21 protein-coding genes are annotated in these 25,367 nt (G+C 45.3%); 4 read left to right on the top strand and 17 right to left on the bottom strand.

Features of this window, described 5'->3' with window-relative positions; all coding sequences use genetic code 11:
• Positions 1-17 precede the first annotated feature (17 nt).
• From fabF to yceD, 8 genes are all read right to left on the bottom strand, one after another.
• The gene (gene fabF / locus CSH93_RS01185) at positions 18-1,259 is read right to left on the bottom strand and encodes a beta-ketoacyl-ACP synthase II (RefSeq protein ID WP_100641112.1); all 1,242 of its coding nucleotides are present in this window, start codon (positions 1,257-1,259) and stop codon (positions 18-20) included.
• Between the two features lie 78 nt (positions 1,260-1,337).
• Positions 1,338-1,577, bottom strand: a complete 240-nt coding sequence (gene acpP, locus CSH93_RS01180; protein WP_018981476.1) for an acyl carrier protein — start codon at positions 1,575-1,577, stop codon at positions 1,338-1,340.
• Between the two features lie 169 nt (positions 1,578-1,746).
• Positions 1,747-2,475: a 3-oxoacyl-ACP reductase FabG gene (fabG, locus tag CSH93_RS01175; RefSeq protein ID WP_100641110.1), complete on the bottom strand. Its 729-nt coding sequence runs from the start codon at positions 2,473-2,475 to the stop codon at positions 1,747-1,749.
• 8 nt (positions 2,476-2,483) lie between these two features.
• Complete coding sequence (fabD, locus tag CSH93_RS01170) at positions 2,484-3,407, bottom strand: ACP S-malonyltransferase (protein ID WP_100641108.1); 924 nt, start codon at positions 3,405-3,407, stop codon at positions 2,484-2,486.
• A 14-nt stretch (positions 3,408-3,421) separates the two neighbouring features.
• Positions 3,422-4,381 (bottom strand): beta-ketoacyl-ACP synthase III, encoded by a 960-nt coding sequence (locus CSH93_RS01165; RefSeq protein ID WP_100641106.1) that lies wholly within the window; start codon positions 4,379-4,381, stop codon positions 3,422-3,424.
• A 2-nt stretch (positions 4,382-4,383) separates the two neighbouring features.
• Entirely contained in the window at positions 4,384-5,409 is a 1,026-nt protein-coding gene (gene plsX / locus CSH93_RS01160) for a phosphate acyltransferase PlsX (RefSeq protein ID WP_100641104.1), read from the bottom strand.
• Between the two features lie 28 nt (positions 5,410-5,437).
• The gene (rpmF, locus tag CSH93_RS01155) at positions 5,438-5,608 is read right to left on the bottom strand and encodes a 50S ribosomal protein L32 (RefSeq protein ID WP_100641102.1); all 171 of its coding nucleotides are present in this window, start codon (positions 5,606-5,608) and stop codon (positions 5,438-5,440) included.
• A 3-nt stretch (positions 5,609-5,611) separates the two neighbouring features.
• Positions 5,612-6,139 carry a 23S rRNA accumulation protein YceD gene (yceD, locus tag CSH93_RS01150; protein WP_100641100.1) on the bottom strand — a complete coding sequence of 176 codons (528 nt, stop codon included), beginning with the start codon at positions 6,137-6,139 and terminating at the stop codon, positions 5,612-5,614.
• Between the two features lie 56 nt (positions 6,140-6,195).
• On the opposite strand from yceD, the gene CSH93_RS01145 reads away from it, so the two are divergent.
• On the top strand, positions 6,196-6,828 hold the full coding sequence (locus CSH93_RS01145) for a Maf family protein (protein WP_100641098.1): 633 nt from the start codon (positions 6,196-6,198) through the stop codon (positions 6,826-6,828).
• Positions 6,829-6,833: 5 nt separating this feature from the next.
• On the opposite strand, the gene CSH93_RS01140 is transcribed toward CSH93_RS01145, so the two are convergent.
• Together CSH93_RS01140 and rluC are read right to left on the bottom strand one after the other, a co-directional pair.
• Positions 6,834-7,481, bottom strand: coding sequence for an HAD family hydrolase (locus tag CSH93_RS01140; protein WP_100641096.1), 648 nt, complete (start codon positions 7,479-7,481; stop codon positions 6,834-6,836).
• A 9-nt stretch (positions 7,482-7,490) separates the two neighbouring features.
• Positions 7,491-8,444 (bottom strand): 23S rRNA pseudouridine(955/2504/2580) synthase RluC, encoded by a 954-nt coding sequence (gene rluC, locus CSH93_RS01135; protein ID WP_100641094.1) that lies wholly within the window; start codon positions 8,442-8,444, stop codon positions 7,491-7,493.
• 507 nt (positions 8,445-8,951) lie between these two features.
• Between rluC and rne the strand changes: the two genes are divergently transcribed.
• Complete coding sequence (gene rne / locus CSH93_RS01130; RefSeq protein ID WP_205663170.1) at positions 8,952-11,819, top strand: ribonuclease E; 2,868 nt, start codon at positions 8,952-8,954, stop codon at positions 11,817-11,819.
• Positions 11,820-11,867: 48 nt separating this feature from the next.
• Here rne and CSH93_RS01125 read toward each other — a convergent pair whose 3' ends face one another.
• The 5 genes from CSH93_RS01125 to CSH93_RS01105 form a co-directional block, all read right to left on the bottom strand.
• On the bottom strand, positions 11,868-12,533 hold the full coding sequence (locus tag CSH93_RS01125) for a tRNA-uridine aminocarboxypropyltransferase (protein ID WP_240615459.1): 666 nt from the start codon (positions 12,531-12,533) through the stop codon (positions 11,868-11,870).
• Positions 12,534-12,626: 93 nt separating this feature from the next.
• Positions 12,627-13,244, bottom strand: coding sequence for a TetR/AcrR family transcriptional regulator (locus CSH93_RS01120; RefSeq protein ID WP_100641090.1), 618 nt, complete (start codon positions 13,242-13,244; stop codon positions 12,627-12,629).
• Positions 13,241-14,254 carry a protease SohB gene (gene sohB, locus CSH93_RS01115; protein ID WP_100641088.1) on the bottom strand — a complete coding sequence of 338 codons (1,014 nt, stop codon included), beginning with the start codon at positions 14,252-14,254 and terminating at the stop codon, positions 13,241-13,243. Before sohB ends, CSH93_RS01120 begins: the two co-directional genes overlap by 4 nt.
• Before the next feature lie 80 nt (positions 14,255-14,334).
• On the bottom strand, positions 14,335-16,851 hold the full coding sequence (locus CSH93_RS01110) for an acylase (RefSeq protein WP_100641086.1): 2,517 nt from the start codon (positions 16,849-16,851) through the stop codon (positions 14,335-14,337).
• Between the two features lie 196 nt (positions 16,852-17,047).
• Positions 17,048-19,639, bottom strand: coding sequence for a VolA/Pla-1 family phospholipase (locus CSH93_RS01105; RefSeq protein WP_100641084.1), 2,592 nt, complete (start codon positions 19,637-19,639; stop codon positions 17,048-17,050).
• A 313-nt stretch (positions 19,640-19,952) separates the two neighbouring features.
• On the opposite strand from CSH93_RS01105, the gene CSH93_RS01100 reads away from it, so the two are divergent.
• Positions 19,953-20,738 (top strand): YciK family oxidoreductase, encoded by a 786-nt coding sequence (locus CSH93_RS01100; protein WP_100641082.1) that lies wholly within the window; start codon positions 19,953-19,955, stop codon positions 20,736-20,738.
• Between the two features lie 108 nt (positions 20,739-20,846).
• Here the strand turns inward: CSH93_RS01100 and glnS are convergent, their stop codons facing one another.
• Positions 20,847-22,511, bottom strand: coding sequence for a glutamine--tRNA ligase (gene glnS / locus CSH93_RS01095; protein ID WP_100641080.1), 1,665 nt, complete (start codon positions 22,509-22,511; stop codon positions 20,847-20,849).
• Positions 22,512-22,676: 165 nt separating this feature from the next.
• On the opposite strand from glnS, the gene CSH93_RS01090 reads away from it, so the two are divergent.
• Positions 22,677-23,702 carry a LacI family DNA-binding transcriptional regulator gene (locus CSH93_RS01090; RefSeq protein ID WP_100642299.1) on the top strand — a complete coding sequence of 342 codons (1,026 nt, stop codon included), beginning with the start codon at positions 22,677-22,679 and terminating at the stop codon, positions 23,700-23,702.
• A gap of 80 nt (positions 23,703-23,782) precedes the next feature.
• Here CSH93_RS01090 and CSH93_RS01085 read toward each other — a convergent pair whose 3' ends face one another.
• Positions 23,783-25,249 carry an MFS transporter gene (locus tag CSH93_RS01085; protein ID WP_100641078.1) on the bottom strand — a complete coding sequence of 489 codons (1,467 nt, stop codon included), beginning with the start codon at positions 25,247-25,249 and terminating at the stop codon, positions 23,783-23,785.
• Positions 25,250-25,367 lie beyond the last annotated feature (118 nt).

The raw sequence follows: 25,367 nt of genomic DNA, 5'->3' as shown, positions 1-25,367 counted from the left end.
ATTGGGATGAACCCAGTTTAATCATCTAATCGTTTAAACACCAGAGAACCATTCGTGCCACCGAAGCCGAATGAATTACATAATGCATAGGCCTGTTCGAACGGTTTAGCATGGTTCGCTACCAAATCTAAATCACATTCTTCATCTGGCTCATCTAGGTTAATTGTCGGCGGAGCTAATTTATCGCGTAGCGCCAGCAACGTGAAAATTGCTTCTACAGAACCGGCAGCGCCCAATAAATGGCCGACCATTGACTTAGTAGAGCTAACCATCACTTTGCTGTCATTACCAAACACGCTTTTCACCGCACGTAGTTCGGCAATATCACCGGCAGGCGTGGAAGTACCGTGAGCATTAACATAGCCAATAACACTTGCATCAATGCCAGCATCTTTGATCGCATTGTCCATCGACATTGCTGCACCTTCACCGTTTTCCGGTGGAGACGTCATGTGGTATGCGTCGCCACTCATACCAAAGCCAACAAGTTCGCCGTATATCTTGGCGCCTCGCGCCTGCGCGTGCTCAAGCGACTCAAGAACAATAACACCAGCGCCCTCGCCCATGACAAACCCGTCACGGCCTTTATCCCAAGGACGGCTTGCCTTTTGCGGATCGTCGTTACGAGAACTCAACGCTCTTGCCGCAGCAAACCCAGCCATACCTAAAGGGGTAATTGAGGCTTCAGCACCGCCAGCAACCATCACATCTGCATCATGATATGCAATCGTGCGCGCAGCAATACCAATATTGTGTACACCCGTTGTACAGGCGGTAACAACATTCAAATTCGGCCCTTTTAATCCTTCCATTATCGACAGGAAGCCTGAAATCATGTTGGTGATCGTCGAGGGTACGAAAAACGGCGATACGCGCTTAGGACCACTGTTTTCTAGCTTTGTGTGGTTCTCTTCAATAAGTTTCAAACCACCAATACCAGAACCAATGGATACACCCACGCGATTAGCATTTGAGTCGTCCACAACCAAGCCAGAATCTTGAATAGCTTGTTTCGCAGCAGCGATACCTAACTGGATAAATCGGTCCATTTTTTTGACATCTTTGGCCGGAATATATTCAGTTGGGTCAAAATCTTTAACTTCACCCGCAAAACGGGTTGAAAGCTGTTCAGGATCGAAGTGCGTGATGGGACCGATCCCACTCTTTCCTTCTAGGACTGCACTCCAAGTATCATCTACGGTATTGCCAAGCGGTGAAAGCATGCCCATACCGGTTACAACAACGCGCCGTTTGGTCACTTTGCCCCCGATATAATCTTGATACGAATAGGTTGAAACAGAAACGGCTCTGAGCAGAGCCGTTTTGAAGATAAGGACTTAAGCGTCTTTATTTGCGTTGATGTAATCAATCGCAGACTGAACAGTGGTGATCTTTTCTGCTTCTTCATCTGGAATTTCAGTGTCGAATTCTTCTTCCAACGCCATAACCAGTTCAACAGTGTCAAGTGAATCAGCACCAAGGTCGTCAACAAAAGAGGCTTCTGATTTTACTTCTTCTTCTTTTACGCCAAGTTGCTCAACAATGATTTTCTTAACGCGTTCTTCAATGTTACTCATAATTCTAGATTTCCCTTAACGTCACTAGATAAAAATTGCGGCTAGTTTATTCAGCCTCAAGACACCTTGCAAGCTTCAATCGCTCAAATCGGTGAGGTCGAACCAGCTAACCAAGAAAGTGTATCAACAAATAGTTAACAATCAAGTCGGTGATTACTTTAATCACCGCTTATTGCATGAACATGCCACCATTAACATGCAGCGTTTCACCGGTGATATAAGCTGCAGCATCACTCGCTAGAAAGGCTACCGCCGCTGCAACTTCAGCAGGTTGTCCTAAACGACTGGCCGGAATATCCGCAAAAATAGCGGCTTTTTGATCGTCTGTTAATGACTGTGTCATATCTGTATCGATAAAACCAGGTGCCACTACATTTACCGTTATGCCACGGCTGGCTACTTCACGAGCCATCGACTTAGAAAAACCAATAACGCCTGCTTTTGCTGCAGCGTAGTTGGCCTGCCCTGCATTACCTGCACTGCCGACCACTGAGCCAATACTGATTATACGGCCATTGCGTTTCTTCATCATGCCGCGCATAACCGCTTTGGATAAGGTAAAGATAGACTTAAGGTTGGTGTTAATAATGTCATCCCACTCACTGTCTTTCATACGCATCAGCAAATTGTCACGTGTAATACCCGCATTGTTCACCAACACGTCAATCGCACCATATTGCTCGGTAATCGCAGCCACTACAGTAGTGACAGAATCAGCGTCGGTTACATTTAAGCACATTCCAGTGCCGTTCTCGCCAAGATACTCAGCAATAGCGGCAGCTCCACCGTCTGATGTAGCAGTTCCAATAACAAAGTGATCAGCCGCTAGCGCCTCAGCGATCGCTTTACCGATCCCGCGACTAGCACCTGTTACTAAGGCAATTTTTTTAGTTTCCATCTTAATTCCTAGGCCTGAGTAAAATGCTCAGGTTCGTTTAAAGCTGACGCATCGATAGACTTATCAATACGCTTAATCAGTCCAGTTAATACTTTACCCGGCCCAACTTCATATATTGTTGTCACGTTTTGAGACGCTAGATACTCAATCGATTCAGTCCAACGTACTGGGCAATACAATTGACGTACCAGCGCATCTTTTATTTGTGCAGGGTCTTGAGCAATTGCAACATCAACATTATTCACTACCGGAATGGATGGAGCAGTAATACTTAATGTGTCTAATAAACCCGCTAATTTTTCTGCCGCAGGCTTCATCAGTGCACAATGCGATGGGACGCTTACAGCCAACGGTAACGCGCGCTTAGCCCCCGCTTCTTTACAGGCTGCAGCGGCTAACTCTGCTGCATTTGCAGTACCGGCAATAACCACTTGCCCGGGTGAATTGTAATTGACTGGCGCAACAACTTGACCCGTTTCACTTGCCACTCGTTCACAACAAGCAATGATATTGGCGTCATCTAGCCCAATAATCGCATACATAGCGCCTTCACCTGCAGGCACAGCTTGCTGCATAAATTGCCCGCGCGCCTCTACTAATGCAACGGCATCTTCTAGCGACATTGCACCAGCACATACCAGCGCTGAGTATTCACCTAAACTGTGGCCTGCCAAGAAATCAATCTTACCGAGGTATTCGTGCGCCACTTGCCACAATGCAACACTCGCTGTTAATAACGCAGGTTGTGTGACATCCGTTTGGTTGAGACGATTTTCAGGATCGTGTTGTACAACATTCCACAAGTCATAGCCTAAACGGCTAGATGCCAAATCGAATGTTTGCTGAATTTGAGGATAAGCGCCTGCCATAGCGGCAAGCATTCCTACGCTTTGTGAGCCCTGACCGGGAAACACGCACGCAATCACTGACATAGCTTTTCCTATTGTTAATATTTGACTAACGCAGAAGCCCAGGCAAAACCACCACCAAACGCTTCCAGTAATAGATTTTGACCGCGTTGAATACGCCCATCACGGATCGCTGTATCCAAAGCCGTTGGAACGGTCGCAGCTGAAGTATTACCATATTGCTCGAGTGTCATAACGACCTGATCGAGGCTCATATCCAACTTCTTGGCTGTTGCTTTAATAATACGGAAATTAGCTTGATGCGGTACTAGCCAGTCTAAATCTGACTTTTGCATATTATTCGCAGCAAGTGTTTGCTCAACCACTTCGCTTAACTTGGTTACCGCGACTTTAAAGACTTCATTGCCTTTCATCACACCCCAGTTTTCATGCACTGAAGCCTCGTCACCACGGGTCGGATTCCCCACATAAAGTAGGTCACCATAGCTACCTGCGGCATTAATGTGGGTTGAAAGGATCCCAGGTTCGTCACTGGCTTCAATAATAGTCGCGCCAGCGGCATCGCCAAATAAAATCACCATACTGCGATCAGCGGGGTCAATCAGTCGACTTAAACAATCAGTACCGATAACCAATATACGTTTTGCCATCCCAGATTTAATATACTGATCTGCGACACTTAGCGCGTAACAATAACCTGCACACGCAGCTGCCACATCAAACGCTGGAATCCCATCAAGGCCCAATATACGCTGGATTTCGCACGCAGTAGAAGGTAACGCGTAACGCCCGCTAGTGGTTGCGCATACAATCATATCGATGGTTTTGGGATCTATGTCTGCAGCTTCAAATGCTTTTAAGCTTGCCTCGGCCCCCATAGTAGCAGCCGTTTCTTCTGCGCCGATAATACGACGCTCTTTAATACCCGTACGGTCTGTAATCCACTCATCTGATGTATCTACCATCAGTTCTAGATCTGCATTACTACGGACTTCTTGCGGATAATAACTACCCGTACCAATAAATCGTGAATACATGCTTAATGATGCTCCAACAATACCTGTTCTATTTTGTTTTTTATTCTCTCAGGAACTTGCATCCGCGCTTCATTAATAGCCTGTGTAATTGCATAGTAAAAGGCATCCGCTGAGGCGTTCCCGTGGCTCTTAACCACAATGCCGCGCAATCCTAACAGACTCGCACCGTTATACTGGTCGGGGTTCACACGATTATAAATAGATTTTAATAAAGGAAGGGCAATTTTGGCGACCAATCGGGTATACCAATTTTGCTTTGATAGACGTTTAACTTCATTTACCACTAATTTGGCAAGGCCTTCACTGCTCTTTAATGCAACGTTACCAGTAAATCCATCCGTTACGACGACATCAGCAACGTCGGTGAAAATGTCGTCACCTTCAACGTAGCCGATATAATTAATTGATGCTGCATCCTTAAATAGCTGATCAGCATATTTAACCTGTGCATTACCTTTTATGTCTTCTTCACCCACGTTAAGCAAAGCGACTCTAGGCGATTCAATTCCTGCACACTGTTGCGCAAGTACTGTCCCCATCACGCCATATTGGAACAATGCTTCAGAATTACAGTTTACGTTTGCGCCCAGATCTAATAAAAAAACGCGGTGATGGCTGGCTGTTGGCATTGCGGTGACCAATGCTGGACGATCGATGCCGGGCAATGTTTTCAACACGTAAAACGCCATGGCCATTAGCGCCCCCGTGTTACCCGCACTAACACAGGCACTAGCTCGTCCATCTTCAACACATTCGAGTACACGGCGCATGGACGACTGCTTTTTATTACGCAATGCTTGGGTTGGTTTTTCATCCATACCCACGACCTGATCGCAGTGCTCTATTTGCACACGTTCACGCTCTGATGGATCGAGGGATGATAAAGATGTGGAAATAAGCGATTCGTCACCACAAAGAATAAAGTGACATTCGGTATGCGTTTTGATGGCGCGGATTGCTGCGGTAAGAATAACTGGGGGGCCATGATCGCCCCCCATAATATCTAACGCAATGGTTAGCTGTGCCAAGATAATTGACCTGCGTTACGCAGTAATCTTATGCACCAACAACTTTTTTACCACGGTAGTAACCGTCAGCGGTTACGTGGTGGCGGCGGTGAGTTTCACCAGATGTTGAATCGACAGACAAAGTCGCGCCTGTCAATGCATCGTGTGAACGACGCATACCACGCTTAGAACGTGTCTTACGATTTTGTTGTACTGCCATAAATTACTCCTGATCTCGCTTAAGTTCTTTCAAAACCGCAAATGGGTTTTCGCGCGTAGGTTCCTCTGCTATCTGACCAAATGTCATATCTTCAGGCTTTACTGAACACTGCTCCTCTGCATGAAGCGGCACCAGCGGTAGACCTAAGATCAACTCGTCTTCTAGCAACTGAAATAAATCGATTTCTCCATATTCGTTTACTTCAATTGGTTCATACGCTTCGGGTATCTCGTCTGCCTGTTCTACCCCCTGCACCGGGCTAAAACAAAACGACAAATCAAGAGAGTGAGCAAGCTCACCGTTACACCGTTGACAGCTAAGTGACACATCGACACTGACACTTCCGTGGAAGATGACAAGACCCTGCGCGTCTTTTTCAAACTTCACTTTAACGTTGGCGTACTCATCGCATCGAATGACTGCATCCAAAAGACGGACCATATCCTTAGTGGCGATCACACCAACGTAGTCGGAGCGTTTTATCGCACTTTTAACAGGATCAATATTCTGGGGCAGTTTCACTTTCTGCATAGCGCGCGCATAATATAGAGAATATGCCCTATAGTCAAAGTTTTAATTAAATATCCATGTCTAAACAAAGCCCTGACATCTCTTCACATCAAAACTTAATTCTAGCGTCTACGTCAAAGTATCGCGCGTCTCTTTTAAGACGGCTCCATTTAACCTTTGACACAATTGCTCCTGACGTCGATGAAAAACCTTTAATTAATGAAGCCCCTGACACATTAGCCATTCGGTTAGCAAAGGCCAAAGCCTTAGCCGTCGCCAAACATCACAAAGGTTTGGTTATTGGTTCCGATCAGGTAGCTGCAGTCACCACATCAACAGGACAACAAGTGTTACTGGGTAAACCTGGCAATAGAAAGGCCGCGATTGAACAGCTGTCTATGTGCAGTGGACAAACGGTCCACTTTTATACTGCCGTTGCGCTCGTAGACTCCGAATCGATGACCGCAAGTTATCACCTTGAACCCGTTACTGTTCAATTCAGGGGACTAACAGCACAACAAATAGCGCGCTACGTTGATATCGAACAACCCTATGATTGTGCCGGTAGCTTCAAATCTGAAGGATTGGGGATCAGGCTTTTTACAGCCATATCGACAACCGATCCAAACTGTATTATCGGTCTTCCCATGATTGGCCTTATAAACTTGTTGCTAGAACGTGGCATAGATCCACTCTTTGCACCACATTGAACAACTTAATGGATCAAGAATTGATGCAGCTGAGCAACACTTTCTGCCACCAGTAGTGGCTTGTGTTGCAATAATTTGGATTCATCATGTACGCCGTAGTTGACCCCTATCCTTGCCATGCCAATACTTTCTGCCATTTGCATGTCGTAGGTCGTGTCTCCAATCATGACCGCTTCTTCTGCAGAATATCCACTATTAGCTAAGATCTGTTTAAGCATATCGGGTGAAGGTTTCGATTCAGCTTCGTCAGCACAACAGGAAAAACTGAAAAATGCCCCCGTCTGCGTCTGCTCCCAGGCTCGATTCAAACCACGACGCGCCTTACCTGTTGCCACGGCTAACGTTGTACCTTGTTGTTGAAGTGCACTAAACAGTGGCATTACGCCAGGAAATAAAGGACAGGGCGTTGTATCCATATTGAGGTAATTAAATTTGTATCGTTCAACCAATTGATTGATCAGTTTTTCATCACTGATCTTAAACAGCTGTGCAATTGCCGGTCCCAACGAAATACCAATAATGTGTTCAACCGCTTTTTGTTCTGGTGCAGGCAATCCGCAATCTAGTGCGGCCAGTTGCATACACTTTGAAATCTTGGCAGCAGAATCCATAACTGTGCCGTCCCAGTCGAATATAACCAGAGGAAACTTCATCGTAATACCTTACTCTTCTAGTTTTGCTAATACTTGAGTCAACGCGGCATCCAGAGGTGCTTCGAACCTTACTTGCTTCTCAGTTTGGGGGTGAATAAACGCAATTGAGCGAGCGTGCAAAAAAAGCCGATCTAAACCCAGTGATTTCATATGTTGATCAAAAACAGGATCACCATATTTAGGATCGCACGCAATAGAGTGACCCGCATGCTGACAGTGCACTCGGATCTGATGAGTACGCCCTGTAATAGGTGATGCTTCTACTAACGTACATTTTTCAAACGCAGATAAAATACGGTAACGTGTTTCTGAAGGTTTGCCCTGTGGGTTCACAAACACCATTCGTTCACCTGATTGCAAGACATTCTTATGCAGCGGTGCTTTTACCTTAAATCGATTGTCTGGCCATTGACCGGAGACCAACGCCCAATAACGCTTATCAACGTGCTTATCTCTAAGTTGTTGATGTAAATGTTTCAATGCAGAGCGTTTTTTGGCAACCAAAATACATCCAGACGTTTCTCTATCCAGACGGTGCACTAATTCCATAAACTTGGCCTGCGGGCGCAACGCTCTTAACCCTTCAATAAGGCCAAAACTTAAACCGCTACCGCCATGTACAGCGAGTCCACTGGGCTTATTTATCACCATCAATCGATCATCTTCATACAAAATAAAACTTTCGAGATTAGCGACTTTATCTAATTTTACTGAAGGTAACGCATTGGGCTCAGATTGTCTTACCGGTGGAATACGTAACGTATCACCTGCCTGCAATTTATACTCTGGTTTAACCCGCTTTTTATTTACCCGTACCTCGCCTTTACGCACAATGCGATAGACCAAACTCTTAGGCACACCTTTCAGCTTAGCCAGTAAATAATTGTCCACGCGTTGTCCTTGATGATCTTCATCAATTTCATGAAACTGGACTTGGTTGTTAGGATTTGAGTCTGCTTGCATGGCGCGCAGTTTACCTCAATTCCGCAGCAAACCCATTATTATTTTGATTGCTTGCTACTCAGGGTAAAAAAAGCGATAATACGCCGTCCGAAGCAAGCGTCCATACAATACAAACGCTCAGACTTCATACGGACCGAGTATCGCGTAGCGATAATATTAACGCACGCTAGAGATACAAATTTCAGCAAATGTAATTGAGAATACACCCCGGCCACGGCTAATACAGGGGGCATTTGCTAGCGATAAACATAGAATATCGCCGATAAATACAAATACAGAATTGGATAAGTACTAAGCACGTAACCAACGCTTAGTATTAGAAAATAAAGAACTTAAGGGACTCGCCTCCCCGACACTCAGATTAGGTGAAATACACGGCCTGCCTGAATATTAGGTCGCACCTCAGAGTTAATTGGCTTCTCGCGCTAGCGCTCGTCGTGATGACGTCCCGTACAGTCGTGCGGTCCTGCTGTGTGTCTTTATCGGTGAAGAACTGAGAAAGATGAAATGAAAAGAATGTTGATCAATGCAACTCAGCAAGAAGAGTTGCGGGTCGCCCTTGTAGATGGGCAAAAACTCTACGATCTCGATATTGAAAGCCCTGGGCACGAACAAAAAAAGGCCAACATTTACAAGGGAACCATTACCCGCGTTGAGCCAAGTTTAGAAGCTGCATTTGTCGATTACGGCGCAGAACGCCACGGTTTTCTTCCCCTCAAAGAAATTGCCAAAACTTATTTCCCTGAAGGTTACAAGTTCGATGGCCGCCCTAGCATCAAAGATGTGATCAAGGAAGGCCAAGAAGTCATCATCCAAATTGATAAAGAAGAGCGTGGCCAAAAGGGTGCGGCGCTAACGACCTTTATCTCACTTGCAGGTAGTTACTTAGTACTGATGCCGAATAACCCCCGTGCAGGCGGTATATCTCGTCGTATCGAGGGTGATGAACGTACAGAGTTAAAACAAGCACTTAACCAGTTAGATTTACCAACCGGTATGGGTCTAATTGTACGCACAGCGGGTGTTGGAAAGTCCTATGAAGAGCTAGCATGGGATTTAAGTGTGCTGATCACGCACTGGAATGCCATCAGTAAAGTCGCTGAAGAGCGCCCTGCTCCATTCCTTATCCACCAAGAAAGTAATGTCATTGTACGTGCTATCCGTGACTATTTACGTCGCGACATTGGTGAAATACTAATCGACAAGCAAAGCGTATACGAACAGGCCTTGCAACACATTCAGTTGGTTCGTCCTGATTTTGTGAACCGGGTTAAGCTATATAAAGGCGAAGTACCGTTATTTAGCCATTATCAAATTGAAAGCCAAATCGAGTCAGCTTTCCAACGTGAAGTGCGTCTGCCATCTGGTGGTTCAATCGTGATTGACCCAACTGAAGCATTGACCTCAATCGATATTAACTCAGCCCGTGCTACTAAAGGCGGTGATATTGAAGAAACAGCACTAAATACCAATTTAGAAGCTGCTGATGAAATTGCCCGTCAACTTCGCTTACGCGATTTAGGTGGTCTCGTGGTTATCGACTTTATCGATATGACACCTGTACGCAATCAGCGCGAAGTAGAAAACCGTATGCAGAATGCGGTAGGTCCTGACAGAGCGCGTGTACAAATTGGTCGAATTTCTCGATTTGGGCTACTGGAAATGTCTCGCCAGCGTTTGCGCCCTTCACTGGGTGACTCGGCATATAACGTATGTCCTCGTTGTAGCGGTCACGGCACGGTTCGTGGTACAGAATCTTTAGCATTGTCTATTCTTCGTATTCTTGAAGAAGAAAGCATCAAAGAGAACACACATCAGTTGGAAGCTCAGCTCCCTGTCAGTGTTGCAACATACTTATTGAATGAAAAACGCAAAGCGATCCAATCAATCGAAAAGCGCCACAATGTTCAATTACTGTTGTTGCCAAATCCGAATTTGGAAACGCCACATTATAAGATCGAGCGTAGACGCGTTGATGATCAGATCACGGATGCCAGCTATTCTGTTGAATTAATCGAAGTTGCCTCAGAGGTAAATGATAAAGCAGCAGCGCCTGTAGTTAAGCGTGAAGAACCAGCATTGCAAGGTCTTATTGCACCACCGCAACCGGCTCCTGCGCCAGTGGCTAACGAGAAAAAAGAACCAGGTGTAATAAGCAAACTGTTCGGTTGGTTGAAGTCATTGTTCGAAGAAGAGCAAAAGCCAACCAAACAAACGCGCAGAAAAGGCGGTCGTCCACAGCAGAAACGTAACAACCGTTCACGTAATGCGAAAGGAAACCAACGCCGTAATAGCGATAATAGAAATGCCAAGACGCAACGTTCAAGTGATGATAGCAATGCGGTAGAAAGTAAAAATTCTGAAAAGCAGCGCCGTAATCAAAATGATAAGCGTACACGTGGACGTAATAGACGCAACAACGCGAATGAAGAGGTCGTTGACCAGAATTCTACAGATCAAGTTTCTGGACAGAGTTCTGAGCAAGAATCCGGCAACGTTAAAGAGCGCCGTACACGTCGTAATAACAGAAAGAGTGTTCGAGCCAACAAACCAGAAGTAGCGGAAGTGGCAGCCGATAGTGTCAACGATGTTGCTGTTGATAGCGTTGAAACAACTAGCGAAGCGCCAAAGGCCCCTAAATCGACCAAGCCAAAAGCGCGTAAGCCTGCCAAACAAGAAACGCCTGCTGAAGTTGATGTTGCTTCGGTAGAGCCAGCGTCTGATGATTCGACTAACAGCGAAGATAAATCTGAAGAGAAATCATCCCGAGGCAATAGTCGTAATCGTAGAACGCCACGTCACACTCGTGCGGCTGGTCAAAAACGTAAAAAGCAAACAGATGAAGCTGAAGTAACGCAAGATGAGCTTAATTTTGATGCGCCTGTTGAAGCGAAGGCTGACACAGCAGCAACAAACGACACAGACGCCGCAGAGCAATCAAATGAGTCAGAAGCAGTAAGTGCAAACACGACGGCCGATGAGGTTAAACTAGACGGTAATCCTGACGCCCAACAAGAAGCGCCTGTGGCACTTGAAGCTGCAGCTCCTGAAGCCGAGGCCAATTCTGCTGAAACCACCTCTGACGAGAAGCCAGTAGTTGCTGATATGTTTACACAGGCCAATCGTGATGAAACCACTGAGGCGTCACCAGAAGTTAAGATTAGTGCACCTAAGCTTGCGGTCATACAAATTAAACGTGCCAGCCACCCTATGGCGAAGCCGGCAACTGTAGACTATGAGTTTGGTCAACTGTCAATTTCAGAACTTGATAACCAACGCCGTCCAGAGCTTATTACTTCAGGTAAGTTTGCAGCCATGGCATCGGTTAAATCGTCTGCTAAAGCGCCAATGGCCTCGCCAGCGTCAGCTGACTAAATAACGCCAATCAAGAAAAAGCCCGGTCATTACCGGGCTTTTTTATATCTACAATTGGTGCATTTTCCCTTGCAAGTAACGCGTACGAAAGTAATTAAAATAGTGTTCCAGGCTCTCAGCCGCATGAGTATCTCCAGCCAACCGTAACACCGCTACTCCTACTTCAGCCGTGCACAACTGATGTTTATGTGCAGACTCTCTCAGTACGTAAGCCGAAGATTTTTCTGGATTGATACCCAATACGGGAAAATCATTTAAATATGGGCTTTTGGTAAACATTTTTTGTGCTTCTCGCCATGTGCCATCGAGCATAACGAACAACGGGATCCGTCCGTCTTGATTGGGAACCTCAGAAATGCAACGCTCAGCACTGGCGTACTGGTGCGGAAAAATCACCACTGGCATATAGCGTGGGTCACGCAACAACGCTAATAATGCGTCATTGGGTTGCGTTCGATTCCATACGAAAGCGAAGTTTTCGCGCGCGACATCGGCAATAAGACGACCAGTATTGCTCGGTTTATAATACTCTCCGTGGTACATCAAAAAAACAAATGCACTTCTCGCAACGGGCTTTGGTTTTACATCACAGATACACGCCCTCTTCGGCAAAATGCAATCTTCACAGCGCTTAATTTTAGCACCACGTGCAAGAAATGGACGTTGCGCCGTCAGCATTTCATGTTTGCGTAACGCCATCACCGAATTTGTCATGGGAATTCTTTCGTTAGGAAAAGCTGAATAGTAGCTGAGATAGCATAGCTGCGCAGCTGTTAGTTCAGAATTAAATGAATGGAAACGGGAGCGTTAACCAGAAATGCCTGCCGTAACAAACCGAGCCAACTTTTCAGTAATACTTTGAATGTGGGTCGTGGCTTTAAAGTCGGCTTCAGCAATGTCCATCAGGGCTTCACTTGATGCCATTGAAAACACGAAACTGCCCAGTGCAAAATGTAGACGCCAAAATAATTCCTCAGCATCAACATTTGGCACACTGCGTTTAAACTGATGCATAAGGCCAGACATCGTCTGCCCATAGTGCCCCAAGATAAAGCTACGTAAATGGCCTTGAGACTCACTATAACCTCTACCCAGCAATTGCACGAAACGCGCGGTGCCGTTACTACGGTGCTCTTCAATACTGTTAAGGGGTATGATTATGCATTGAATAACATCCTCAACACTCACATTATTGGCTGACTGCAATAATGCTAATTGCTCGTCGATCTGTGGGGATACAATATCAAAGTAATACTTAAGCACAGCCTGAATAAGGTTCTTTTTACTGCCAAAGTGATAGTTTACAGCAGATAAATTCACGCCCGCCTGCCGCGTAATCATACGCATAGAGGTGTGCGTGAACCCATGGCTGGCGAACAAAGTCTCAGCCGCACTGATTATTTTACGTTTAGTTGCCTGACTCATTTAAAAATTGATTGAGAACGTTCCCACAATTTCATCAAAACGTGCTCTGCGCCACTGGCCACACTCAAACCTAATTTTTCTGCCACTGTCTTTTTGGCAGCATAGGCAACTTTAAAGACTTTCGTTTCCTCGTTCGCTTTTAAAATAAAATCGTCAGAGGTTTGGATCTCATCGACAAGGCCTAATGCTAACGCTCTTTCACCATACCAATATTCACCTGTAGCGACATTATCAATATCCAAATCAGGGCGATTATCTTTTACATACCCCTTAAACATCACGTGAACTTCTTCGAGTTCTTCGCGGAATTTTTGACGACCGGCATCATTGTTTTCCCCAAACATTGTTAACGTACGCTTAAATTCGCCTGCCGTATGCTGTTCAAATTCGATATCATTTTTCTTCAGGATCTTATTAAAGTTGGGTAATTGGGCTATTACGCCAATAGACCCAATAATCGCGAATCGAGAGGCAATAATTTTGTCGGCAACACACGCCATCATATAGCCACCACTTGCAGCCACTTTGTCAACTGATACAACAAGTTCCAAGCCTTTGTCTTTAATGCGCTGTAGTTGTGACGCAGCGAGTCCATAGCCGTGAACCACACCACCGCCACTTTCCACATTGACTAAAACCCGGTCTTTTTCACTCGCAATACTCAATACCGCCGTGACTTCTTTGCGCAAGTTTTCTACTTCATGAGCATCCATTGAACCTTTGAAATCAATGACAAATAAGTGGTTCTCTTTGTCTTGCTCTTTGTGTTCTTTTTTCTGTTTTTTTTGTTCTTTCTTAAGTGCCTTAAGCTGGTCTTTCGACAGCAATTTTTCACGTGCGTGTTGAATAAGATCGTCAAGCTTTTCTGACATTGAATCAATTGATAACTCACCACTGTCCCGTGCTTGTTTACTAGCCTGTGCAGCGATGCTTGCGATGATTACGATAATGGCAATTACTATGGTGACTACTTTGGCCAGAAAAACGCCGTATTGATAAAGAAATTCCAATTTAACCTCGTCACTTTGATGGTAGATAAAACAAAGGACCCATAAGGTCCTTTGTTAATAACGCTATAGAATCAGTAATATTACTGTGAAGATAGGTTCAACTCCATGATTTTATTTGATTCTATGTCTTCATTAGTAAACAATAACGGGCGTAACTGAGGCTGTGATGAATACAGTTCAGTTTGGTCTAGGAAATGTTCACTGTCTCTGTTTGAGCTCTGTGAATAACTCAGTATCCCTTTGCCCTGCGGGCCGGCATCAGTAAAGTTCATGACAATCATCCAACTACTGCCATAATTAATGTGGTAACCGCCAGCATCGGCACTTAAACGCGTCGAGGGATCAACAGGTGAATATTCATGACGAGGCAATAACGTTGGATCGTTGACGCGGGTATCAAACACATTAAAACCGCCTTCAATATTATGCGCTCCCCCCCAAGGTAACTTGTAACCTGACGGTAAGCCTGCAACGGTGCTACGTTCAACGAATTGCACTTCGCCTAACGTTGCATCTAGTTCAATACCAGCAGCTTGCATATTCACTACTGCTCTCGCCAAATGTTCAAGCGTTGTTTGATTGGCTGCAAGGCCACTTGGGGTATTTAACGGATCCTCTGCATCGAACGGCACGCTCCACTGAGGCGAACGGTTAAATTGAAATGCGAATTCTCTGAACAACGGCGCACCTGCACTCATTAAATTCATCGTACCATCCCATACACTGAGTGCCGCACAAGCATCAGTAAGAACCACATCATTACCGTCTACGCTAACTGGATCACTCCCCTGCTGCTCGCAAGTAGCGATCAAGTCGTCTAGCACAGCCTCACCTAAATAGTTGCGATTACCCAGTAACGCACTTTCAACTTCACTGGTCGAGAACAAACCATCAGCGCCGCGTTCATCAGCCAGAAGTTGATGTGCCATACGCGACCGTAAGGATTGTTGATTGCCCACTTGACCATACAGAGGTGATACCCCGGTAATAGGACTCGCTGGATTCGTTAACCAAAAGCTGTCGTTACTATTTTGTACGTAATCAGTCCCTTCATATTTAGGCGCTTCTTCATACGGAACGGGGCGTTCAAAATCAAATGCCGATAAGAAACCGGGTAAAACGGTAAACCCTGCTAGTTGGCGAATTTGCATGAGCAATGGATTGGTTGTTAACTCATTAATAGCAGTTGCCGTTAAGTGAGGCACTGTAGAGTCGTCGATGTAAAACACTTCACCCTCTGCGGAGGTTGCCATCGTATTGTTAAAAATAACCCCATCATAGTCTTTAAACGCTTGTTTAAATTCATCCATACTGGTTGCCAAGTTCATGGCTAGCCAATGATCAATAACGTCAAAGTTTGGCAAGTTGGCATCTTTAACAGCAAATGCATTACCACCGGGTCCCCACTCAAAATTACCAGGCACAACCACCATTGGGCCATAGTTAGTTGAGTAACTGGTTTTCTTTAAACGAATGGTCTGCCCTGGCCCCACGGCTACATCTATTTCTAACTCTTTTGCATTAATGGAGCGCGGACTTCCATCAACACTATGAGTTAAATTTGATGCATCTTCAGCATCTAGCGACAATTGGTACACAACAAAATGCTCAGCCGTACTGAACGTATGTGTCCAGGCTACATCTTTATTAAAACCAATATTGATCGCACCTGGCAGCCCCATCAATGATCCACCGATAACATCAAGATGCCCTGGAATTGTTACGTGTGACTGCCAAAAACGCAGTGCTCCCGTATGCGGGAAATGTGGATTTGCAAGCAGTATTCCTTTGCCATTTTCAGTTGCATCACTGCCCAACCCCCAGCCGTTTGAACCTAAATCAAGACCATTGACCTCTGGCACCGCTACACTGGGCGACATATCAAACGTTATACTAGTGTCCGCATTTGCTGGCGTAGGTAAGAAACTCTCTCCAGGCGGCGCTGCAATGAACATCGCGCCTAGGAAATTAGCAGCACCGGGCAGCAGCGCTACACCAAGTGAATATGTCAGCATATCAATACTGTCGATCGGCTGAACCCATGGCATATTGGCACATCGACCATCAATATTCGCCGTGCCGGTTTCAGCCAAATAGCGATTGTAACCTTGGGTATAACCTGAAAGCATAGCGCGTGTATTGGCTGAAAGGCTGGCAAAATTTTGCTCAGCGATTTCGCGAATACCTAAGGTTAAAAAGCCAAAGTCATTAATAAGATGCTCAGAGTCACCTGAGCCCGGTACCCTATCCGGACCTAAATATTTTGCACGTTCAGAGTTATAGCGCGTGATTTGATCGGCTAATACGCAAATATTGTCTTTGGCAAACGCATAACCTATACCGTATGACATGCTTTCTAGGTTGTCAGCCGTCACATGTGGCACGCCATAGGTGGTCCAACGAATATTCGCTTCCAATACGCCGTCATCGTCGAAATTAGGCAAAGGCACTGCGGGTGTTGGGGTTTCTGGCGTTGTGGGGGGAGCACGGTCTGGAACATTACTAAACGTATTGTTATCCCCACCACAGGCAATAACGCCTGCCAGAGCTAAAGGCAATATCGCCCATTTTAACTGAGTTTTTGAGATTCTATTCATGGTTGGCACGTGTCCTTTTTATTGTCCAACTACGATGATAGACCTCAACATAATATTTACAAATAAATTACATTTATGTAACTCAAGAGTCTGACTTATAAATAATTTTTAATGATTTTAAAACGCTTGTTTGACGGTGTTTGGAGATAAAAAAGCCGGCAATGACGCCGGCTTTTGTTGATGTCAATGTTACTGATTAATTTGCAATAACATCTTCATTAGTGATTGGGATCATCAAAGCGTCACTTGCAACGAACCCGGCAACTTGACGTTGCATTTCCGTCGTAACCGCTGCACTTGAGGCTGGGCTTAAGCTCGATGCGTGCGCACCAGCATTAAACCAAACATGACCGCTAACAGGATCCGCTCCCACTAACGTGCTCACAACTTGCTCTAAACCAATCTGTTTCGCCAATGGAATTTGGCCAGCCAAAGGCAATGCTGTTGAGACAGGGATAACTTGGTCAGGCAAGTTTTCACCACCGTCACCCACAACTGTCATCATATGCACTGGTGTGTTTGAGCCAAGGCGCGCAGCATAGTTAATCGGATCTGCAGAATCCAACATAGTCTGTGCGGCAAAGGCAAACTGTGCAAACACAGCATTTACTGCGGCCGCTTGCTCATCCGTTAATGCACCGAGGAATGCATTTACAGCACCCACTAACTGAGCCTCGGAAACATCTGTTGTGCCGTATAGTTGCATAAGCAAACCTTGGAAATCTTCAGAAGATTGGCTCAACAACAGACCCTTAATAAGACCACCAAACGCATTACTTTCAAGTAGGAATGACGCTACACCGCCGCCTGGAGATTCAAGCGATGCCGCTTTAATTCCAAACATCGCGTCTATGGCCGGATTACCTAGTGTAGTGTTCGCAACGGCCGCAAAGTTACCGCCCGTAATCGCACCAAGTGAAACGCCCATAATCGATACGTCTTGAGCATTAATTTTACCTAATTGGCTCGCTGAAACGTCAACAAATGCATTTAAGCCTAAGCGCAAGCCGAGTAGATCAGCGACCGATTGACGCAAATTGTCGCGAGCAGTAGGTAAGCTTGCTAAGTTCATATAGTGCGTTGCTGACACTTCAGTCGCATTCAAATCATCAATGCCATCACCGGTCAAATCGAAACCACGACTGCCGTGTAATGGTTGATCAATTGCCACCGTTGCATAACCCGCTAGCGCTAGTGTACCAGTGATTGCCAGCATATCTTCTTTCTTAGACGTTATACCGTGCGCCAACATAACAACTGGCCAACCTTCAGCTGGTTGCTCGATAGAGAATCCCATCGCAGCGGCAAATGTTGGATTAGGTATAGTAATCTGAACATCTAGTGTTTCATCCCCATCATTACCACCTTTAGGCTGAGGTACTGGGTTAAATTTAGTGATGTTTCGTGCCTTATCCAGCTTTTCACCGTTGATGCGTAAATCAGCCAAGCCCACCTGTTGGCAGAACGCCGCATTTGGACCTGGCGTTGCCGCAGCTAACACCTCTGCAGGCGCACCGGCCAATACGATACCGCTGTCACAGGCTGCTTCCCAAAATTGGTTAACAGGCGCCAAAGGATTTTCCGCTGAAGGAATCGCAAGGTAGTATGGAAGAGAAATAGTACCTTCCATGCGTGTTGCTGCACAGAAAGGGCCTACCTGTTGAAGGATACCCGTTGCAACACCTGCCGCGAAGTCATTCACCGCCCCCCAAACTGGAGCCAATTGACCACCCACAGTGCCAAACAGGCCATTACAGGTTTGCAAGGCAGAGAAGTCTGTAGCTTCAATCGCTGGGATAAGCGGCGCAGCTTCTGGTGGTAACTGACTAATACCAAATTGTACTGCACCCGCCACAGCCTCAGCTGTCACTAAACCCAATGTTTCCATGGAGTTTTGAGGGCCAGTCGCATCAGTGACTACAATTGCCGGTAATGCTTGCCCAGCGGTAGGGTCTCCTGCCTGTGCCCTAGCCGCGAATTCAGCGATCATGACTTGCTTCAATGTATCCATAGTTGACACAGTCGATTGCGTCGTAAAGGCAGAAACGTAAGTGATCTCGTCACGCGTAAATCCAGCATTTGATAATGCCAAGATGTGTGAATTGATTAGGTTTTGTAGATCAAGTTGAGATTGGCTTGATAAAGGCAAAACGGCAGGGTCTTGCTTAACCAAGTCCCACGTTGTTGAACCAGCAACTGAAGTACCTGTCGTATCTTTTAGCCCGTCAGTCATAACCAGTACGTGCCCAGAACCAGCCTTCAATGGACGCAATGGAACCACGTTAATGGTGCCAGGCCCCGCTAATGTCATGACAAAATCTTGACCGAATACTAGCTCGTCACCAATCTTACAACCAGCACTCGGAATTTGGATTGCTGCACACGTTGGGTCACTCTGATCAAGACCCAAAGTAGCTTCAAACAAGTGAACACCCGCGGCCAAAGTACTTTCATCAAGTGAAACACCCTCTGGTGTATCTACATTGATCACAAACGGATGACTTGTCGCCCATCCGTCTAACACATTTAATGCATTTTGCGGATCACCGAAATTAGTTGGATCAGCTACGGGGATATTTAGCGTGTAATCAAAAAATCCGTCAGCGCTTGGCAACATCAGTAAGTCGTTAGGGATATTTAGATCGCCATTAGCTGGATCAAAGACGATGCGTGATAACGGTTGCTGCACCGGTACTTCAGCTTCGATGTCAGCGATTGTTTCGCCACCACCACAACCCGCCAAGCCTAATGCCACGGCGATGCTGCTGCTGATTAATAGTTTTCTCATTTCTACTCCCTACAATTCTATTGTTATTCTTGTTCATGAATAGAGACTGTGCATACTTGGGTGCACTGTTCACATGAATGAACAAATTTTAAACAAGTAAGACCAGTTAACTTTCGCTAATATTATGGGCTTTGTAGCAACATTGCAAAGGTTTGTTAATACTTTGTAATTATGTTGCTTATTTTAGTCTTTATGCAGGAATACGGGGCGATTTTTGTCCTCATGAAAGAGTATTTCGTTTATCATCAGCAAAATTTTTGCTTACGTATCTAACTACACCACAACTCAAACGCTTAAAAGGCCTATATTTTCTATGCTTAATAACCGAACTTTCACGCGCGAGATTAATATCGCAAATGAATTCTCACCATCTCCACTAGCGCTTAAAGATAAAACAATATTGATTACCGGTGCGGGTGACGGGATCGGCAAAGCACTTGCAATTTCTTTCGCGAATTTGGGCGCCACTATCATTTTATTGGGCAAGACCGTATCTAAATTAGAAGCCGTCTACGATGAAATTATCGCCAATGGTGGTCAAGAGCCTGCCATAGTGCCACTCGATTTGCGCGGCGCCTCGCCGCAACATTATATTGATATGGGAAATACAATCGTAGACCAGTTCGGCCATCTCGATGGATTAGTACTCAATGCAGGGATTTTGGGTGCTTTATGCCCGTTCACAGAGATATCCCAGGAAGAATATGCTGACGTTATGCAGGTTAATGTGCATTCATCCTTTTCATTACTACAAGGTGTTATACCTGCACTCAAACGCTCTCCTACATCTGCTTCGGTAATTCTAACCACTTCAACAGTAGGCCGCGAAGGTCGTAAGTTTTGGGGAACCTATAGTATTTCTAAGTTCGCCACCGAAGGCATGATGGAAGTATTGGCTGACGAATACAAAGCGAGTGATATCCGCTTTAATTGCGTGAACCCGGGTGGAACACGCACGGATATGCGCTCAAAGGCGTTTCCGGCAGAAGATGCAATGAAGCTCAAGACGCCAGCGGAAATAGTGGCAACCTATAATTATCTTATGACTGAGGAGAGTGCTCAAATCACGGGTAAAATATTCGATTGCCAACCAAAATAATCGGAAGCCCAATTCAGTGGTACTAATAAACAAGTTGGCATTTCGTGCTACCAACAAAAAAGCCAGTCTATAACAAGACTGGCTTTTTTAATGAACGAGCGTAAAAGCTTAATTAGCTTCTATTTTACTCCACGTGTCACGCAAACCGACCGTGCGGTTGAAAATTAGTCCGTCTTTAGTCGAATCCTTGTCGGCACAGAAATAACCCGTACGTTCAAACTGATACGCATGCCCGACTTGTGCATCTATTAGCGATTGCTCAACATAACCACTGACAACTTCAAGTGAATCTGGGTTTATTGTATCAACAAACTGTTCAGCTGCTGCAGGGTTTGCCTGATTGAATAAGCGATCATATAAGTTGAATTGAGCCGGTGCTGCCGTTTTGGCATCTACCCAATGAATAACGCCTTTAACTTTGCGCCCATCGGCAGGATCTTTACCCAGCGTATCTGCATCATAAGTACAATAGACGGTCGTAATGTTACCATCAGGGTCTTTATCAACCCGCTCAGCTTTTACTACATAGGCATTGCGCAAGCGTACTTCCTTACCCAATACCAAGCGCTTAAATTTCTTGTTTGCTTCTTCCCTAAAATCTTCAGCTTCAATCCAAAGCTCAGCACCAAAAGGCAATTGTCTTACGCCTTTACTTTCGTCACTTGGGTGGTTTGGCGCTTCCAATATCTCACCGTCTGAAGTGTAATTTTCAATAACTAGTTTAATCGGGTCCAATACCGCCATTGCACGTGGTGCATTTACGTTCAAATCATCACGAATACAGGCTTCTAGCATGCCCATTTCAACAAGGTTATCCATTTTGGTTACGCCAATGCGTAAACAAAATTCCCTTATAGATGCTGGCGTATAACCTCTGCGACGCAATCCAGCGATTGTTGGCATACGAGGATCGTCCCAACCGTTGACATGATTGTCTTCGACCAACTGAATCAATTTACGCTTACTTAATACTGTATATTCCAAGTTTAAGCGTGAAAACTCATACTGTCTGGGTACAGCAGGCGCACTAATATTTTCGATGACCCAATCGTATAAACGACGATTATCTTGAAACTCAAGCGTACATAGAGAATGCGTAATATGCTCAATCGCATCCGAAATACAATGAGTGAAATCGTACATCGGATATATGCACCACGCATCACCCGTTTGATGATGATGGGCAAACTTAATTCGGTATATGACAGGGTCGCGCATACACATGAATGCTGATGTCATGTCGATCTTAGCGCGCAAACAACACTCCCCTTCCTTATACTTACCGGCTCGCATTGCTTCAAAATGCTTCAGGTTTTCTTCTGCCGAGGTATCACGGTATGGGCTATTAACACCCGGCGCAGTCAGTGTACCGCGCATTTCACGAATGACATCTTGGGTTGAAAAGTCAACGTAAGCTAATCCCTTTTGGATTAATTCCACCGCATAGCCATATAACGCGTCAAAATAATCAGACGAGTAACGAGCGTCACCGTCCCAATTAAATCCTAGCCAATGCACGTCTTCCTTAATCGCATTAACATAGTCAATGTTTTCTTTGTCGGGATTAGTGTCGTCAAAGCGTAAGTTGCACGTACCCTGATAATCATTTGCAAGACCAAAATTTAAGCAAATAGATTTTGCGTGGCCAATGTGAAGAAAGCCGTTTGGTTCAGGCGGGAAGCGTGTTTTAACCGTTTGATGCAGACCTGCTTTCAAGTCTTTATCAATTATTTGACGAACAAAATTGGTCGGACGATGCTCAGTCTCGGCCATTTAGGTAATCCTCAATGTGTAATAGTTAGTTTTCGACCGAGCAGTATACCATTGCGTAGCGTTTACGATAGCGATTTATAACATTTCTATTAAAGTCATTGCACAGCCGATTTATGCTGTTGTATAAAATGCTAACGATTGGCATTTCAGGTAGGTATTTTGGCTATCAAGGATAAAGCGACATCATTTGATATTGCCCACAAGGCAGGTGTGTCTCAGTCCACCGTATCAAGAGCACTAAGCAATAGTCCATTAGTGAATCAAGAAACACGTGAGCGTGTGCAACGTATTGCGCGGGAGATGAACTATAAAGTCGATAAAAATGCCAGTAATTTGCGCAAACAGCGTAGCTCTACCATCGCACTACTATTGTTTGAAGATCCTTCGCCTGACGATTCGTTAATCAATCCATTTTTCATGTCTATGCTAGGCAGCATCACGCGCGCGTGCGCAGCAATCAATTACGATTTGTTAGTGTCATTCCAAAATATGAACAGTGATTGGCACGCCGAGTACGAGGATACGAATAAAGCAGACGGCCTCATTCTGTTAGGTTATGGCGACTACCTAGATTACCGCGATAGACTAAACCAACTGCAAGAGCAAGGTACCCACTTTGTGCGCTGGGGAGCGTATGACAGCGAATACCCAGGCATTTCAGTCGGCTGTGACAATTATCAGGGTGGCGCGATTGTTACCCAACACCTTATTGAGCAAGGTGCCAAAACATTCGCTTTTATCGGTACGGCTGGCGAACGTGCCCCCGAATTTATGGCCCGATTCCAGGGCTTCCACGATTCAATCACCAAAGCAGGTTTACTCGACGGTGAGCCCTATCAATATAATGCTGTATCAACCGAGGATGCAGGTTTTTCCGCCACACAAAGAATGCTAGAAGCTGGCATCAAACCCGATGCGCTAGTGTGTGCCAGTGATTTAATCGCGGTTGGCGCAATCAAATGCTTAAAAGAACACGGCCTGCAAGTACCCAAAGATATGTTGGTATCAGGCTATGACAATATCCCGATATCGGCCTTTACCACACCCACATTGACGACAGTTCAACAAAACACCAAACGAGCCGGTGAACTGTTAGTGAGTAATTTATTGCAACTAATCAATAATCAATCAGTAGCTGATCATTTAATGCCGGCTGATTTAATCGTTAGACAGTCTAGCGTGAGAGGCTGAATAGCCCCCCTTTTACATTACAGTTGCAGACATAAAAAAGGCCAGATTTCACTGGCCTTTTTTACATAAGGTTATTTGCACTAGGCTTCTTGCGCATGACCTTCTTTTACCAAGAATACTGATGCAGCGGCAATCATCATGGCAACACCCGCGAGAATAATGATGTATTTAGCTTCATTCTCAAACACCGCACTTAAAATCCACCCTGAGAGTAAACCCGACACTATCTGCGGAGCTGCAATGGTGAAATTAAAGATCCCCATATATACCCCGGTTTTATTGGCGGGTAACGAGCCCGCTAAAATGGCATAAGGCATCGCTAAAATTGCCGCCCATGCAATACCCACTCCGACCATAGGAAGCAAAAGATTAACAGCGCCTGCTGGCACTTCCACCTGGGTTATCAATAAATTCACATGTACTGGCGTTAAGTCTTGGAAGAACATAAAGCTGATATAGCTGATCCCACCGAGTGCGAGTGAAGCAGAATATACAGTCTTACGCCCAATTTTATCAGCGAGTTTAGCTAAGAATACTGAAAACACTGCGGCAAATAACGAATACGCAGCAAACATGATCCCAACCCAATCACCTGCTGCACCTTTGGCTTGAACAACAAAATCTGGAATAACCTCAACGGAATTCAAATAGCTAGGGTCAAACCATTTGGTTTCGAGCCCCCAAATATGTTGGGTTATGGCCGGCATGGTGTAAACCCACATAATAAACAAGGCAAACCATGAGAAAAATTGTACAACCGCAAGTTGCTTCATTGTGGTCGGCATGGTCAACATGAGCTGCCAAAAATTAGCCAGCTTCTGACCTAATGACGTTTTCACCGCCAACTCTTTTTCAATCTCAGCGTGATCCATGCCTTTATAGCTATAGTAATCTTTGGGTGCATATTCTTTGGTACGGATAACCGTCCAAATGACTGACCCCAGCAATACCGTAGCGCCAATATAGAATGCCCAAACGACCGACGGTGCAACCTCACCTGCTTGTGCGGTGTTTTCTAATCCCACCACATTGGTTAACACAAACGGTAAAATCGACCCTACAACGGCACCAATATTGATCAATAGCGATTGCACCGAGTACCCGATGTTGCGCTGCTTCGCAGGCACCATATCCGACACCAGAGCCCTGAACGGTTGGAAACAGACATTAAACGACGCATCCATTAGCGCTAGCATCAACGCACCGAAAATCATGGGGGCCATAAACGCGACAAACAATGGCGCATTGGGCATTAAGAACATGCCTATCGCAGCGGCAATCGCACCAGCCAAAATGAACGGGCGCCTTCTACCTAAACGGTTCCAGGTTCTATCTGATGCCGCGCCCACAATCGGTTGAACAATCAAGCCCATAATAGGCGCTACAAGCCAAAACAAGCTCAGTGAATGTAAGTCGGCGCCTAAATCAGACAAAATGCGGCTAACGTTGGCATTTTGTAATGCAAAGCCAAACTGCACACCGAGAAAACCGAAACTAACATTCCATATTTGCCAGAATGATAATTGCGGTTGATTTGATTGACTCATGTTTGGATCCCTTACCTTGTTCAGGTGTATGTACCGCTCTTGTGCAATGTGAACCAATTGTTCGCATGCCAGCGTTACGGTTTAACATCAAATTAACAATGGAGTCTAACCATGTCCT

Origin of the sequence: Neoalteromonas facilis (assembly GCF_002807665.1) — a bacterium.
Classification (GTDB): Bacteria; Pseudomonadota; Gammaproteobacteria; order Enterobacterales; family Alteromonadaceae; genus Alteromonas_E; species Alteromonas_E facilis.
This window is presented reverse-complemented; position numbering and strand designations above follow the sequence as displayed.

Coding starts and splice junctions, on each gene's coding strand:
- acpP (WP_018981476.1), bottom strand. CDS start 1,577: ATGAGTAACATTGAAGAACGCGTTAAGAAAATCATTGTTGAGCAACTT.
- fabG (WP_100641110.1), bottom strand. CDS start 2,475: ATGGAAACTAAAAAAATTGCCTTAGTAACAGGTGCTAGTCGCGGGATC.
- fabD (WP_100641108.1), bottom strand. CDS start 3,407: ATGTCAGTGATTGCGTGCGTGTTTCCCGGTCAGGGCTCACAAAGCGTA.
- CSH93_RS01165 (WP_100641106.1), bottom strand. CDS start 4,381: ATGTATTCACGATTTATTGGTACGGGTAGTTATTATCCGCAAGAAGTC.
- rpmF (WP_100641102.1), bottom strand. CDS start 5,608: ATGGCAGTACAACAAAATCGTAAGACACGTTCTAAGCGTGGTATGCGT.
- yceD (WP_100641100.1), bottom strand. CDS start 6,139: ATGCAGAAAGTGAAACTGCCCCAGAATATTGATCCTGTTAAAAGTGCG.
- CSH93_RS01145 (WP_100641098.1), top strand. CDS start 6,196: ATGTCTAAACAAAGCCCTGACATCTCTTCACATCAAAACTTAATTCTA.
- CSH93_RS01140 (WP_100641096.1), bottom strand. CDS start 7,481: ATGAAGTTTCCTCTGGTTATATTCGACTGGGACGGCACAGTTATGGAT.
- rluC (WP_100641094.1), bottom strand. CDS start 8,444: ATGCAAGCAGACTCAAATCCTAACAACCAAGTCCAGTTTCATGAAATT.
- rne (WP_205663170.1), top strand. CDS start 8,952: ATGAAAAGAATGTTGATCAATGCAACTCAGCAAGAAGAGTTGCGGGTC.
- CSH93_RS01125 (WP_240615459.1), bottom strand. CDS start 12,533: ATGACAAATTCGGTGATGGCGTTACGCAAACATGAAATGCTGACGGCG.
- CSH93_RS01120 (WP_100641090.1), bottom strand. CDS start 13,244: ATGAGTCAGGCAACTAAACGTAAAATAATCAGTGCGGCTGAGACTTTG.
- CSH93_RS01110 (WP_100641086.1), bottom strand. CDS start 16,851: ATGAATAGAATCTCAAAAACTCAGTTAAAATGGGCGATATTGCCTTTA.
- CSH93_RS01105 (WP_100641084.1), bottom strand. CDS start 19,639: ATGAGAAAACTATTAATCAGCAGCAGCATCGCCGTGGCATTAGGCTTG.
- CSH93_RS01100 (WP_100641082.1), top strand. CDS start 19,953: ATGCTTAATAACCGAACTTTCACGCGCGAGATTAATATCGCAAATGAA.
- glnS (WP_100641080.1), bottom strand. CDS start 22,511: ATGGCCGAGACTGAGCATCGTCCGACCAATTTTGTTCGTCAAATAATT.
- CSH93_RS01085 (WP_100641078.1), bottom strand. CDS start 25,249: ATGAGTCAATCAAATCAACCGCAATTATCATTCTGGCAAATATGGAAT.